The sequence below is a fragment of the Desulfobacter sp. UBA2225 genome (genome assembly GCF_002348205.1).
GTDB lineage: Bacteria > Desulfobacterota > Desulfobacteria > Desulfobacterales > Desulfobacteraceae > Desulfobacter > Desulfobacter postgatei.
This window is the reverse complement of record NZ_DDYV01000205.1, coordinates 1-13,360: the sequence shown is the minus strand read 5'-3', so window position 1 is coordinate 13,360 and position 13,360 is coordinate 1. Positions and strand designations below refer to the sequence as shown.

15 protein-coding genes are annotated in these 13,360 nt (G+C 48.5%); 8 read left to right on the top strand and 7 right to left on the bottom strand.

Annotated features, from left to right (window positions below; genetic code table 11):
* The 6 genes from B3D59_RS10405 to B3D59_RS10380 all read right to left on the bottom strand — a co-directional run.
* Nucleotides 1–1,462: acetyl-CoA hydrolase/transferase family protein (locus B3D59_RS10405; RefSeq protein ID WP_286819596.1), on the bottom strand; the 1,462-nt coding region annotated here is incomplete at its 3' end.
* Between the two features lie 108 nt (nt 1,463–1,570).
* Nucleotides 1,571–2,401, bottom strand: coding sequence for a DODA-type extradiol aromatic ring-opening family dioxygenase (locus B3D59_RS10400; RefSeq protein WP_286819595.1), 831 nt, complete (start codon nt 2,399–2,401; stop codon nt 1,571–1,573).
* On the bottom strand, nt 2,382–3,830 hold the full coding sequence (locus B3D59_RS10395) for a diadenylate cyclase (protein WP_286819594.1): 1,449 nt from the start codon (nt 3,828–3,830) through the stop codon (nt 2,382–2,384). Before B3D59_RS10395 ends, B3D59_RS10400 begins: the two co-directional genes overlap by 20 nt.
* 5 nt (nt 3,831–3,835) lie before the next feature.
* Entirely contained in the window at nt 3,836–4,273 is a 438-nt protein-coding gene (locus tag B3D59_RS10390) for a DUF2914 domain-containing protein (protein ID WP_286819593.1), read from the bottom strand.
* A 99-nt stretch (nt 4,274–4,372) separates the two neighbouring features.
* The gene (locus tag B3D59_RS10385) at nt 4,373–4,600 is read right to left on the bottom strand and encodes an RNA-binding S4 domain-containing protein (protein ID WP_286819592.1); all 228 of its coding nucleotides are present in this window, start codon (nt 4,598–4,600) and stop codon (nt 4,373–4,375) included.
* Nucleotides 4,593–7,031: an acetate--CoA ligase family protein gene (locus tag B3D59_RS10380; protein ID WP_286819591.1), complete on the bottom strand. Its 2,439-nt coding sequence runs from the start codon at nt 7,029–7,031 to the stop codon at nt 4,593–4,595. Before B3D59_RS10380 ends, B3D59_RS10385 begins: the two co-directional genes overlap by 8 nt.
* A gap of 269 nt (nt 7,032–7,300) precedes the next feature.
* Between B3D59_RS10380 and B3D59_RS10375 the strand changes: the two genes are divergently transcribed.
* The 8 genes from B3D59_RS10375 to B3D59_RS10340 all read left to right on the top strand — a co-directional run bounded on the left by B3D59_RS10375 (nt 7,301) and on the right by B3D59_RS10340 (nt 12,530).
* Nucleotides 7,301–8,581 carry a lactate racemase domain-containing protein gene (locus tag B3D59_RS10375; protein ID WP_286819590.1) on the top strand — a complete coding sequence of 427 codons (1,281 nt, stop codon included), beginning with the start codon at nt 7,301–7,303 and terminating at the stop codon, nt 8,579–8,581.
* Between the two features lie 64 nt (nt 8,582–8,645).
* Nucleotides 8,646–8,855 (top strand): hypothetical protein, encoded by a 210-nt coding sequence (locus B3D59_RS10370; RefSeq protein WP_286819588.1) that lies wholly within the window; start codon nt 8,646–8,648, stop codon nt 8,853–8,855.
* A 47-nt stretch (nt 8,856–8,902) separates the two neighbouring features.
* Nucleotides 8,903–9,934, top strand: a complete 1,032-nt coding sequence (locus B3D59_RS10365; RefSeq protein ID WP_286819587.1) for an FAD:protein FMN transferase — start codon at nt 8,903–8,905, stop codon at nt 9,932–9,934.
* 160 nt (nt 9,935–10,094) lie between these two features.
* Nucleotides 10,095–10,298, top strand: a complete 204-nt coding sequence (locus B3D59_RS10360) for a cold-shock protein (RefSeq protein WP_004070842.1) — start codon at nt 10,095–10,097, stop codon at nt 10,296–10,298.
* A 540-nt stretch (nt 10,299–10,838) separates the two neighbouring features.
* Nucleotides 10,839–11,351, top strand: a complete 513-nt coding sequence (locus B3D59_RS10355; protein WP_286819576.1) for a DEAD/DEAH box helicase — start codon at nt 10,839–10,841, stop codon at nt 11,349–11,351.
* A 51-nt stretch (nt 11,352–11,402) separates the two neighbouring features.
* Nucleotides 11,403–11,558, top strand: a complete 156-nt coding sequence (locus B3D59_RS10350) for a hypothetical protein (RefSeq protein WP_286819575.1) — start codon at nt 11,403–11,405, stop codon at nt 11,556–11,558.
* A 9-nt stretch (nt 11,559–11,567) separates the two neighbouring features.
* Nucleotides 11,568–12,230: a class I SAM-dependent methyltransferase gene (locus tag B3D59_RS10345; RefSeq protein ID WP_286819573.1), complete on the top strand. Its 663-nt coding sequence runs from the start codon at nt 11,568–11,570 to the stop codon at nt 12,228–12,230.
* 18 nt (nt 12,231–12,248) lie between these two features.
* A complete protein-coding gene (locus tag B3D59_RS10340) occupies nt 12,249–12,530 on the top strand; it encodes an RNA recognition motif domain-containing protein (RefSeq protein ID WP_286819572.1) in 282 nt (93 codons plus the stop codon).
* A 33-nt stretch (nt 12,531–12,563) separates the two neighbouring features.
* Here the strand turns inward: B3D59_RS10340 and B3D59_RS10335 are convergent.
* A partial coding sequence (locus B3D59_RS10335) for a TIGR01212 family radical SAM protein (RefSeq protein ID WP_286819567.1) occupies nt 12,564–13,360 on the bottom strand: 797 nt, incomplete at its 5' end.

The following is a 13,360-nucleotide window of genomic DNA, read 5'->3' as shown; positions in this document are numbered from 1 at the left end:
TTTCATTTGAACAGCGGTAGAAAAAGCGGCGCATGGATTCTTCATACGAAGGCTTCATGGCCCGAAACCGGACTGTTTTATCACCCTTGAAGGTTTTGGTATGGGCAATATATGCCGGATACAGATGGGCGGAACGGCTGACAAAAATCTGGTTGGAATAGAGGATTTTTTTTTCCCGAGCCTTTTTAATCAAATCCTCTCTATCGTCGGGATGGGCCACATCAATGATGGCCTGGGCCCGTTCCCGCAAGGGGCGCCATTTGAGCATGGCCACCCCGTATTCCGTGGCCAGCACATGAATCGATTCACGCAACCGCAACTGATTGACATATTTCTCTATACTGAACAGGATATTGGACTCGCCGTTTTCATCACGGCTGGGCATACCGATGATGGTGTTGCCATCCTTGGAGGCTTCTGCGGCCTTGTAAAAATCAATCCCTTCGCCAGGGCCTGAAATCACGGCTCCTCTTAAGGGAAAAGCGACCCTGCCCTGGAGATCTGCCTTGCGGCCTTCATATATGGCCACAAACTGGGGGTTGCGGGCAATGAGCTGGGAGTTGCACACCCAGTCAATACCCTGGAACTCCACCAGAGGATTTTTATGCAGCCATTTCATCAATTTTTTGGTGCCAAGGGCATAGGATGCCAAAGATTTGCCCCTGAACAGAAATTTTCGATTATTGGTGACAGCCCCGGAATTGACAAGCTCTGCGGCTGCATCCGTAAAATAAAGGGAATGAATGCCAAGATCTTTTTTATCTGACAAATAAGGCACCAGCGCTTCGAACAAGGCCCCAAGGGAATAGTTGATGCAGTCACCATCCCGGATTTCATTGGCCACATTGGCAGCCACCTTTTTCATAACATCGGTAACCGGTTCAGGTGTATAGGTGATCGGCTCCCGATCCGAGCGTACCAGAAGATCAAACTCTTCTATGGAGACAAAGGTATCCCCATAGGTAAAGGGCATTGCCTCATTGACCTCACCCACGACAAGGCTTGCCTTGTACATGGCTTCTTTTGCCACATCCACGGCAAGACCCAGACTGCAATATCCGGCATCATTGGGCGGGGTGATCTGTATAAATGCCACATCCACATTGATTCTGCCGGATCTGATGATTTCCGGAATCTCAGAGGAATAGGCAGGGATAAGATCCACCTGGCCGGTGGAAATGGTATCCCAGGCCACATATCCCCCTGAAAAAAATGTTTTCAACCGGTAGTTGGGGGCATTAAGGCGATCAATGGACAAAATGGTCTCCCCCAGCACAGCCAGCTGCATCAACTCAAGATCCCTGATATTATGTTTGTCCACATCAAGCAATGTACGGATCAGCCTTCGTGGCGTAGCCGGCCCTGTGCCGATGAAGACGGTCATTCCCGGCCGGATATGATTTAAAACCTTATCCGGGGGCACAAGACGACTCTCCCAATTGCTGAGATTTTTCTCCGACATAACTCCCTCCCTGTAATGGAATGCATATTAGATAATTTTATCAGCTAAAGGGCATCTAATCAAGGCAGTGGGAAATGGGCCGGCGTTAATGGTCATGAATATTAAGGCTCATGGTGCCTTATTTAAAATCGCTACTGAACTCCTGCCCATTATTTTGACATCAAAGACCTTATGGGCAGGGCGATAACCGGCAGCGCCGGCACACACCAGCAACGGCATCAGATGCTCTTCCCGGGGGTGGCAATGCCTTGCAGCCGGCGCAAGTTCCCAGTTGAGAAGTTTGTCCTTTTGCTGTTCAGGAAAAATTTTCTCATCGGCACAGATTTTTTTAAGCCAATCCTGAAAAGACCTGTTATGGGTATCCGGTACCGAGGATGAAGCAGGACCGGCAGCCAGATCAAATCCCCTCATGTTATGAAAAGAAAATCCAGAGCCAAGAAGCCAGATATCCTCTGTGAGCAAGGGTCTTAAAGCTTCCCCCATCAGCAGGTGCCTTTCGGCATCCAGACCTTTGGACAGGGAGATCTGGATACAAGGGACATCCGCTTTAGGCAGCATCAGGGTTAAGGGGATGTAAACCCCATGATCAAAACCCCGCGTGGCATCTGCTCTTGCCTTGATGCCGGCCTCTGTCAGCAACGCAACTGCTTTTAGGGCCAGTTCAGGGTGACCGGCTGCCGGATACGCAATCTCATAGGCCTGCCTGGGAAACCCATAATAGTCGTAAATCAGTTCAGGTGCGGGGTGGCTGGTGACCATGGGAGGATCGGTTTCCCAGTGAGCGGAAATCACCACCACAGCCTTAGGCTTGGGCAGCATTGCGGCAAGCTCTTTTAAAAACGCATTCATGGCGTCATGTCCGGCATGACCCAGAAGGGGCAGAGGCCCGCCGCCATGGGGGATATAAATAATGGCGCTGTCAGTTTTGGGTGTCGTCATGATTTTTCCTTTCTGAGATGGTATATCGAATCTGTACCTTTTCATGCTTCTCATCCGGCCGCAGGGTGGCAGGGGTCATGACCAGTCCCACATTAACAACGCCAGAGGTTGTTAACTCTGTCAGAGGAATTTTCTCGGTAAACACGGTACTTACGTTGTCCAGAGCAAGCTCGCCGCCTGTGATTTTGAACGTTTCAGGGATAACGCGGATACTGGTCATGATAAGGCCGTCCGGCAATTTTCCTGAAAAGTCTGCTTGTACTGGTACCTGTTTTTCCGCCATGGTGTCCAGGGTCACTTCCACCTGATCCGGTTCAATGTTTTTCAGGCGGATACCCGGTGGCAACTGGACATTCTGCCGGGTAATGGTCAGTTTATTTTTTCCCACAACGGTTCCGTCAAGGGATATCTTGATACTCATCCGATCCAAAGTCAAGGAGTTGACCAGAGGCCGTGCACCGCTGATCAGAAGCCTGGACCTGGAAGCGGATGCATCAATAATGTTCATTTTTTTGTCAGGCTTCATGAACTCAATGGGAACATCATAGTTGGCCAATGTCTCCATGCCTCTTGAAAAGCTCAGCCACAGACCTGTGGTACATAAAAAACAGACCATGGCAGCAACAAGCAGTTCCCGGTTCTGCCGGCGCATTCCCTTTACCGGTTCAGGCCCCCCGGTATATTGTTTTATTAGGGCTTCAATCTTGTTAGGGTCCCTGATTTCATGAATCTGATTGTCTTGTACAAGGGATACTTTTCCACGTTCCTCAGACACAACAATCACCAGGGCATCGCATTGCTCAGTAAGCCCCAGAGCCGCCCTGTGGCGGGTGCCGTATTTGGAGGCCAGATTTCGATTCTGGGACAAGGGCAGAATTGTCCCGGCCCGGGTAATCCTTCCCCTCTGGATGACGGCAGCACCGTCATGAAGCGGTGCACCGGGCCAAAAAATATTAACCAGCATTTCCCTGGAAAGTGATGCATCAATATCCACCCCGGAGGAAATTATGCTGTCCACCCCTGTTTTAAGCGGCATCACGATCAATGCCCCGATTTTCGATCGGGCCAGTTCCACCACAGCATCCGTAATGATGCGCACCGGCGTATCGATTTGGGCCCTTGGAACTTCCCATAGAAAAAATTTGAGGCTGCGTGTTCTGACCACACCTGATATTTCATTTCTAAATACAATGATGATGATAAACGTCGCCAGGGTGATCACGCCCTGCAGGATCCAGTTGGTAATGATCAGCCCCATGGCGTTGGCGCTACGACCGATGACCCACATCGCCACCACAGCCATAAGAACACGCAGGACATTGGTACCCCGGAACAGTACATACAAACGAAACAGAATATATGCGTTGAAAACAATATCCAGCACATCCTGCCAGCGCCATCCGGAAAATAATAAAATCAGTTGTTCCATGGGTATCAATCAGAAATGCTGAATCTTAAGGTTTTTAGAATATTATTGGTTTCATCCCGAATTTCGACCCGCCAGGGCCCCTTATCTGCATCACGCATCTGAACCCTTGAAAAAGAGGACCATTTGGGTACGGAAAGCACAAGACGTATGGAAAAAATAAGCTTATCGTTTTTATACCAGTTATGAAAAACCGCTGTCTTTTCATACACCGGATCAAATGCGGAAAAACAGAAAACCTCTCCCTGGGAAACGGAAAATACAACGGCCGGATTCACCGGCCTGAAATTGGATATGCGTTCACACACAACGGCATCGGCCAAAACCACACGGGGCTGGTCTGCCAGGCCGACACCGACCGCTATAAACAAAAACCCCACCAGTCCGCAAACAATGAGTAGTCGGGAAAGCAAAAAAGAAGACTTTTTTGCATTGAAATCTGGCATATTACGCTCTTTTGTGATCATACACGCTACGCTTTCATAAGCTTTAAACATACTTGAAACTATATACCGGTTGGAGAGAAAAAAAAAGTGGGGGTTCATTTAGACAGGAACCATTTTCATTTCAAGACAACTGCCATAAATTTCTATAACATCGCCGGGAAAAATCTTTTTCCTTTTTCGTGTTTCAACCCGACCGTTTACCCGGACTAGCCCGTCGGCAATCATATACTTGGCCTCACCCCCGCTGGACGCAAAATTTTCAAACTTGAGCACCTTGTACAATTCCACAGGCGCATGGGTAATATAAACGATTCTGTTCTCAGTCATGGATTACACCATCTCCTTTTGACATACGGACGGCATTGGCGCCCAACCGCCCCTGAATATAAAGGGAGAGGGCCGCCACAGCACCATCGCAGACTTTAAAAACAGGAATGCAGCCTGCAATCAGGGCGTCACGCAAAGGGTCGTAAAGCCTGCCGCCGTCCACCACAGCCACAATAGGGGTTTCACTGGTATTATTCAGATGTGTGAGCCGATGGAGAATCGCACCTTTATGGTGCATGCAAAACCGGTCTTCCGGGTCGGTGTCCAATGTCTGCATGGCCGGAGACATGGGATCCACACTGAGAATTACAGCATCAACGCCGTTGTCCCGGCAAAGAATTTCGGCAATGTCGCCGTGAACCTGGTCATCGGCCGCCGGACTGATATCAAGGGGATTGGATATCGTGACCAGACGGTCCAGGCCCTTGGCAGCCAACACAGACCGCACGTCGGTTACTGTTTTATTGCAGAATCGGGCAAACTCCATGGTAAAATCATCGCTTTGGATGGAATCAGCCATGCCCACGGCTTCAAACCCGGCACCGCTGACGGCAGCCAGGCGGTTGCCATGGATAATTTTGGTATTTAAGGTTTCGGCCAGAAGCATAAGCTCCTGAAATTCATTGAAGGTTCTGGCAACAATGGCTCCGGCCTGGGAAACACAGCTTTCGCAGACCATATAGTCCCCGGCGATGGAGGCGGTATGGCTGGAGGTGGCGGCTTTACCTTCCGGGGTCCGGCCGGCCTTATAAAACACCACTTCCTTGCCTGCCAGAACCGCATCCCTGACGGCCCGGCAGAATGCCAGGCCGTCCAGATCATTAAACCCTTCTGCATATACGGCAATTACATCCACCTGATCACTCTCCTTGAAATATGTCATCATATCCCCTATGGTCAAATCGGTCTGGTTACCCATGGAGATCATATAAGCCGGTGCCAATTGGGGGCAATAGTGGCTGCGGTGCAGCATAAACGCCCCGCTCTGACTGATCAGGGCAGCCTTGCAACATGACCTGGGGCAGGATCCGTTCTTGGGCAATTTTTCTTTAGGAATAAACCAGGTATCAAAATTTCCGGGCAAAGAAATCACCCCCATGCAATTGGCACCGATAAACACCGGACCGCCGTCGGTATCCGGACGGATGCGGGCTGCACAGATCGCCTCCACGAGCTGTTCGGCCCTATCCCGGCTGTCAGGGGTCTCCCCTAAGCCTCCGGCAATAAGCATAACGGCATGGGCAGCATCCTTTTCTATGATATCCTCGACCAGGTCAGGTACCTGATCGGCCCCGACAGCCACAATAAAAAGATCAAGTTTGCCCTTGCCGCTGTTTTCCAGTGCCGCCAGATCAGGCAGGCAATCAATGCCCTGAAATTGTGTCATGCCTTTTTTAAAAATCACCAGATTGTCAGGATCAAACCCCTGGGCCAGAACATTATCCAAAATAATCCGGCCAAAATTCTTCCGGGTGGAAGAGACGCCGATTATACCCATGCGTACCGGATGAAGCAGATTGTCAATTTTTGCGACCGGACGTTTCGGTGCTGTTTTTTTCTGCTTTGAAAACCGGCACATCCCGTCCAGAGGCACCATGAGAAAATCGGTAAAGGCAAAGGGGTTGATCTCAAGCTCATCTATAATAAAAACAGCTTCCGGGTTTTCACGGCAATAGGTATTACCGATACGGATAAAAGACTCAAAACACTCCGCCAATTGCTCATCCGTAACAATACGGCGCTGTCCACGGGTTAAACCGGCAAGTTTTCTGTATGAAATGGTCTTGCGATACAACCGGAAAAAACGCTCCCCTGTGCACATGGCCGGAGAGGCCGCCACAATGGCCTGGCCTTTCCTGAATCGCTTGGCATATAAATCCGTGTCCGTACCGCCTAATCCGGCAGATAATATGGTGCCGAATTCCCGGGTGTGACGCAGTCCAACAATGAGTTCATTGCCAAAGGCTGCGGAATCCGGGGGCATATACTGCACCTGGAGTACGCCTTTAACATCCCGGGAAACTGCAGCTGTCAGGGCGTCACCGGTCAGACCTTGATAATGCACAGGCAGGCCTTCCTGGGCACGGCCCAAGCCGGCTGCATAACTTTCCGGCACCTCGTAGAACATCCGGCGCACGGCGGAACGGATCTTATCGGGTTCATTGTCCACCACCCGGACCCCGCCCACTTCTGTTTTATGGACGATATAGGGAGAGACTATTTTCAACACGATTTTCTCGCCCGGTATGGTCACAAGCTCATCATCCGGAATTCGAGTTCCGCACTTGATCAGGCGGGTCCGGGGAAAAGTTTCTGACCCGGACTTCGCCAAAAGCTCGTATACTTCGGATTCAAAAAGAAAATCCCGGCCCTGCTCCCAGGCGTTGGAAAAAATTTGTTCGATGGAATCAAAATCAATATCCAACCGCATGTTGATCCTCAGTCATCTTGTTAATTATGTTGACGGGGGAATCACCCCTTTTGACGCAGACAAGGCATCATTCATTAATTGTTGCCTGCCGTGCAAGCAATCATATACCGTACCGTGACAAGGTGTATAGAGATAAGACAAAAAAAATATCCCGGCATGGCCAAAGAATATAGAGTCTGATATATCAGAGTCAGGTCGCCTGATTTCCAGGCTCCAATTCAAAGCGGCTGCAAAAAATATTTTGGAAGGTCGGTTAAACAAGTCAAAAAATGCGATACCCAGAATATCTTGAAAAAAAATTTAATTTCCCCGGATTTTACGGGGTAAAACTGGCTTTGCCATCCATGGCACTGCCGGACCCGGCAAACGACCTGAAAGCACAACTGGCAAAGGCACTGGATCAGTCAGCCATTGAACCCGGACAGACCGTGGCCGTTGGCGTGGGCAGCCGGGGCATTAACAAAATTGCGGATCTTGTGTCGCAAATCTGCCGGAGCATCAAACAAAAAGGGGCCCACCCTGTCATCATTCCCGCCATGGGAAGCCACGGCAGCGCCACGCCCGAAGGCCAGGAAAAGACCCTGGCAAAATTAGGCGTTACAAGTAAGGTATGCCAGGCAACGATTGCCTCACAAATGGATACAGTTAAAATCGGCACCGTGTTTGATGACGTGCCTGTCTATTTTTCAAAAAAGGCCATGGAAGCCGACCACAGCATCTGCATAAACCGCATCAAGCCCCATACCAAATTCAAAGGAGATGTGGAAAGCGGGCTTTACAAAATGCTGGTAGTGGGCATGGGTAAACACACGGGCGCCTTGACCTATCATAATTTTGCCCTGAAATACGGATTTCACACGCTTCTCAAAGCCATGGGCGATACCATTATTGAACAAACCAACCTTTGCTTGGGCATCGGTGTGGTGGAGGACGCTTATGACCAGGTTATGAAAATTGACGTGATACCGGCGGCCAAAATCAGCACCAGGGAACCGGACCTTTTAGCCCTGGCCAAATCCCATTTCCCCAGCCTGCCGTATAGAAATCTGGATCTGCTGGTGGTCCGGCAAATCGGCAAGGAGATCAGCGGGTCAGGCATGGACCCCAATGTCACCGGCAGGACCTGTGATTTAATGGAAGATGATTTTTCCCAAAGCCTTGATGTCAAACGGCTGGTGATCCTGGATCTGTCCGCAAACACGGCAGGCAATGCCATCGGCCTGGGCAATGCAGACATCATTACCGAAAAAGTATTTGCAGGTATGAATTACCAGGCCACCCTCATGAATGCCCTGACCTCCATGTCTCTTAAAAAAGCAGCCATTCCGGTCCGGCTGCCCAATGAGGAAAAGGCCGTTCAGGCAGGGTTTCAAACCATTGGTCCGGTGTCTCCTGAAAAGGTCCGGGCGGTGATTATCAGGGACACCATGCACACGACGGATTTTCTTGTGAGTGAAGGACTGGCCCGTGAAACCGAAAAGCTATCCTGCATTAAAGAGATGACCCCCTGTCGGATCGCATTCTCCTCATCCGGAGATCTTATAATTTAAGGATAAAAACAGAAGTAAGGCCCGGTCTCCGGGAGCTGAGAACATAATCAACGCTGTTGCAGAGGTGGATCAGCTGCTTGACGACATACAGGCATTGAAAGAGGAGGTTTTAGAGCAGATTGAGGCCATTGCAAACGGCGAGACTAAAATCGCCCAAAACCTGTTCGATGAATTTTGCAAACAAACGTACAACCGGCACACGGCGTTCAAACGGCAAGTCCGTTCGGTGATTGCCGGTTCAAGACTTTTAAAAACACTTAATCCGGTATTTTAGGACCGGACTGTCCGAATAAAACAAACAAAACCAGGAGAATAATATCCATGCCTGAAACCAAGTATATGACAACATTTATATTTGCACTGATGCTGCTCATGGGAACAACACTGTTTTTACCTGCCCGATCTTTGGCAACCCAGGAGTATGTGTTTACCGGCCAGACAATGGGCACCACCTATTCCATCAAGCTTATTTCCGCAAAACCGCTGTCGAAAAGCTTATGGCAGGAAAAAATTGATCTGCGCCTAAAACAGGTCAATGCCTGTTTATCCATGTACCAAAAAGACAGTGAACTGTCCCGGTTCAATGCCGCGCCAGAGGATCAAATTTTCAGGGTATCCGCAGATTTCTACCAGGTTCTTGAGCAGTGCAGGCGCCTGCATACTTTGACATCCGGGGCCTGGGACGGCACGGTCAAACCTCTGGTGGACCTGTGGGGATTCGGCACAAAAGGACGGCGGGACAAGCCGCCAGAACCGGCGGAGATTAAAACAGCACTTAAAAGTATTGGCTTTGAAAAGCTTAAAATCGGGGATCATAACCTGACCAAGACAATGCCCGGCATAACACTGGATTTAGGCTCCATAGCCAAGGGGTATGGCGTGGATGAGATTGCCCGCCTGATCAGGGAAGGCGGAATCGAGAACTATCTTGTAGAAATCGGCGGAGAGCTGGCCGCCGCAGGAGAAAATAAGCATCACAAGGCGTGGATTGTGGGCATAACAAATCCCGAAAAAGGGTTTTTGAATTCAGGTCTGTATAAAGAAATACGCCTGGATAACAAAGCCATTGCCACCAGTGGCAATTACAGAAACTATTTTGAAAAAAACGGGCACACCTACTCCCACATTATCAGCCCGAAAACCGGTTATCCGGTTGAAAACGGCGTGATATCGGCATCGGTTATTTCCGATACCTGCACCTGGGCTGATGGTCTTGCCACAGCACTTATGGTTATGGATGTTCATCAGGCCCTGGCCCTTATCAACAGCCTTGAAAACACCGAATGCCTTATCATCCGCCAGGAGGGAAGAAAAAGAACGGCACTGCGGTCATCCGGATTCAAGTTTATATGAAATAAGAATACTCTTGACATTTTTTATTTTTCCAGTATAATACGAAAAATGCATGTTTTGCATATGTTCCTTTCTTAAGGTGTATATCTCAATATCCCTGTGATTGACCCCCAAAAGTTAGAAGCAAATTTTTATTTTTTTTATTTAGGAGACTGCCAACATGGCAAAAGGTACAGTAAAGTGGTTCAGCGAGACTAAAGGGTTTGGTTTTATCGAAGTAGAAGATGGTGGAAAAGATGTCTTTGTTCATCATTCAGGCATTAATGCACAAGGTTTTAAGACCCTGAACGAAGGCGATCGGGTCACATTTGACATTGAGCAGGGCCCCAAAGGGCCGTCTGCTGCAAATGTCATCGTGCAATAGATGACCATTTTTGTGCAATAGCTGACCATTTTTATTTATAATAGTCATGGACTGACCCGATTTTTGTTCCCGGGCCACCCAGTGACGAACATGGAAGGGTTTTGGACCATTCCGGACGCTTTCATCTGAACAGTTATTAAAGCCCCTGAGAATTCTGTTCTCAGGGGCTTTTTTTTTGTTGACCGTCATGACCCACAGTGGCAGCAGGCACCTTATGCTGCCTGAACTGTTGTGTATGATAAATTATATAAATGCCAGTAAAGGCACTTTTCCTGTTTGAATTTTCTTCTCTCAGGCACTCCTCGCTGACAGCGTTGTCTGACAAACATCGTACGTTAACGTTGACGTTTTTACTGATAGTTAACCGTGAAAACAGTATGAAGATGTTGTTGGATACACCCTTTGTATCTTCTTCAAGTTGATGATACTCCTTTAATCTTCGGCTTACCTTTTTTCACTCAATATTGTAAGCAGATCAGAGTCGTTAAGTCATTATAATAAGGTCTTATACTGAAAAACGGTCTGAATTCAGGAGTTTTAATGAGTTTTACCCAGTTTCATTTTCACCCTGGCATCCAGTCAGGTATTCGTGACGCGGGCTACACCAGCCCCACCCCCATCCAGCAGAAAGCAATTCCCCCTATTCTTGACGGGAAAGATATTATAGGCCTGGCCAGCACCATTGTGTTTACACGAACCAAACATAAGGCCAAAAGCCTTGCGGACCAATTAAAGAGATCCGGATTCAACGCGGTCTCTCTACAGGGGAATTTATCGCAGAACCAGCGACACAGGGCAATGGACGGATTTCGAAGCGGTTCTTTCAAAATCCTTGTGGCAACGGATATTGCGGCCAGGGGAATTGACGTATCAGGGGTTTCCCATGTGATCAACTATGATCTGCCGGATACGGTTGAAACCTATATCCACAGAACCGGAAGGACCGGAAGGGCTAATCAAGCAGGCCAGGCATACACCTTTACAACCATGGAAGATAATAAAACCATTACCTTAATCGAAAAAGCCCTGGGCAGAAAAATGACACAGGAATAGTTACTTCCGGCTTAAATAGCCATAACAGCAGGACCAACCAAAAGGAGAGGCATGGCAGTCCGAAATCAATTTTCCCGGGAAAAAAGACAAAAAGAGTTGAATAAAAAAAAGAAAAAAGAAGAAAAGCTCAAACGAAAAGCTGAAAAAAAGGACCCGACAGACACCGAAAGCGATTCTGAAGAGAATCAACAGGAACTGCAGGAATAGAAAGGTCTCATGTCCACTATGCGCGTCCGTTATACAACCCTTGAAATCGGAGCGATGGATATTCATATCCGGACGCTTAGAGATACACTGCAGTTTGAGGATATCAACGGTGAGGCCGAAAGACTTGGCATATCTTCGGCGACCTGGCCGATATTCGGCGTGGTCTGGCCTTCCAGCCGCTTGCTTGCCCGCCTGATGCTTGAGCATCATGTGAACGGAAAACGGGTGCTTGAAGTGGGCTGCGGCATTGGGCTGGCCAGTCTGATTCTGAATCAGCGATCGGCAGATATTACGGCCACAGACTACCATCCTGAAACGGAAGGATTCCTGATTCACAATGTGAAACTCAATGACGGGAAAAAAATACCCTTTGTTCGTACCGGATGGGCCGATCTGGATGATGATCTTGGTAATTTTGATCTGATCATCGGTTCGGATCTTCTTTATGAAATTGAACATGTCGATCTTTTGTCGGCTTTTATAAACCGCCATGCCCGTGACCATTGTGATGTAATCATTGTGGACGCCAGGCGCGGCTATCATGCAAAATTCAGCAAAAAAATGGCTGGGCTGGGTTATGCCTGTTCACAGGAAAAAATTAATCAGACAGACAGTATGGGAAAAAGCGTCATCTGTCAGGTGCTGACTTTCTCCCGCCAGGATATAATTTAAAAACAAAAGGATCCGTGAATGAAAATTTATGTGGGAAATCTGACGGAATATATGACAGAAAAGGCGCTTAAAGAGGCCTTTGAAGCATTTGGTGAAGTTGAAAGCGTTAAAATTATAAAAAACAGGTTTAACGACCGTTCCAAAGGGTTTGGTTTTGTTGAGATGCCAAGCAATTCTGAAGCGGACAAGGCCATTAAGGCCTTGAACGGCAACATAGTTGATAAAAAGCCCATCAAAGTGAATCATGCCGATTCCGGTGGTAAAAAGAAGAAAAAGCCTTTCAGGAAAAGAAGCTATTAGAAGACGGCTCAAAATCCGAGAAGAATGAGGCTTTTAAATCCAGCATTTTCCCTGGTATGAATCCCGGGCTTCAAGGGTATGCTGAATCATGTTGAATGTCTCTCTGTACCGGGCTGACCACAACGGGGCCACAAGTTCGTCAGAATGGGGGTCCCCTGTGATCCGCTGGATAATCACGGACTTGGGCAGCCGTTCCAGAAAATCGCAGACCAGGTCCACATATTCCTGTTGTTCTAAAGGCGTATAACGCCCCTGACCATACATCTTATCCAAAACGGTGCCTCGGACCACATAAAGCAGGTGAATTTTGACGCCATTAACCCCCATGCTTCCTAAAATACGGGCATTTTCAAGCATCATGGCCCGGGTCTCTCCGGGTAGACCCAGAATAATATGGGCACAGACATTAAGCTTTTTTCTATGCGCAACCAGGTCCATGGCCGCTTCAAAGGCCTTGAAATCATGACCACGGTTAATCAGGGCAAGTGTGGTGTCATGGGCAGACTGAAGCCCGTATTCCAGCCAGATAAGATAATCATTTGTGTAGGCGTCAAGCAGATCAATTTTCGATTTATCCACACAGTCCGGTCTTGTGCCCACAGCCATACCCACCACCCCCTCACATGATAGGGCTTCGTCATACAAGGCGTTAAGATGAGCCACCGGGGCATAGGTATTGGTAAAAGACTGGAAATAGGCAAGAAATTTTCGAGCCTTGTATTTTTTTATGGCCCCGATCTTACCGGCTTCAATCTGCTGGGAAATGGAAAGCCCCCTGGCAAAGGCACCGGTACCCGACCCTTTGGCATTGCAGTAAATACACCCTGACG

Bases quoted from the DNA above. Each gene is read 5' to 3' on its own strand.
- B3D59_RS10400 (WP_286819595.1), bottom strand. From the start codon at position 2,401: ATGACGACACCCAAAACTGACAGCGCCATTATTTATATCCCCCATGGC.
- B3D59_RS10395 (WP_286819594.1), bottom strand. From the start codon at position 3,830: ATGGAACAACTGATTTTATTATTTTCCGGATGGCGCTGGCAGGATGTG.
- B3D59_RS10390 (WP_286819593.1), bottom strand. From the start codon at position 4,273: ATGCCAGATTTCAATGCAAAAAAGTCTTCTTTTTTGCTTTCCCGACTA.
- B3D59_RS10385 (WP_286819592.1), bottom strand. From the start codon at position 4,600: ATGACTGAGAACAGAATCGTTTATATTACCCATGCGCCTGTGGAATTG.
- B3D59_RS10380 (WP_286819591.1), bottom strand. From the start codon at position 7,031: ATGCGGTTGGATATTGATTTTGATTCCATCGAACAAATTTTTTCCAAC.
- B3D59_RS10375 (WP_286819590.1), top strand. From the start codon at position 7,301: ATGCGATACCCAGAATATCTTGAAAAAAAATTTAATTTCCCCGGATTT.
- B3D59_RS10365 (WP_286819587.1), top strand. From the start codon at position 8,903: ATGCCTGAAACCAAGTATATGACAACATTTATATTTGCACTGATGCTG.
- B3D59_RS10360 (WP_004070842.1), top strand. From the start codon at position 10,095: ATGGCAAAAGGTACAGTAAAGTGGTTCAGCGAGACTAAAGGGTTTGGT.
- B3D59_RS10355 (WP_286819576.1), top strand. From the start codon at position 10,839: ATGAGTTTTACCCAGTTTCATTTTCACCCTGGCATCCAGTCAGGTATT.
- B3D59_RS10350 (WP_286819575.1), top strand. From the start codon at position 11,403: ATGGCAGTCCGAAATCAATTTTCCCGGGAAAAAAGACAAAAAGAGTTG.
- B3D59_RS10345 (WP_286819573.1), top strand. From the start codon at position 11,568: ATGTCCACTATGCGCGTCCGTTATACAACCCTTGAAATCGGAGCGATG.
- B3D59_RS10340 (WP_286819572.1), top strand. From the start codon at position 12,249: ATGAAAATTTATGTGGGAAATCTGACGGAATATATGACAGAAAAGGCG.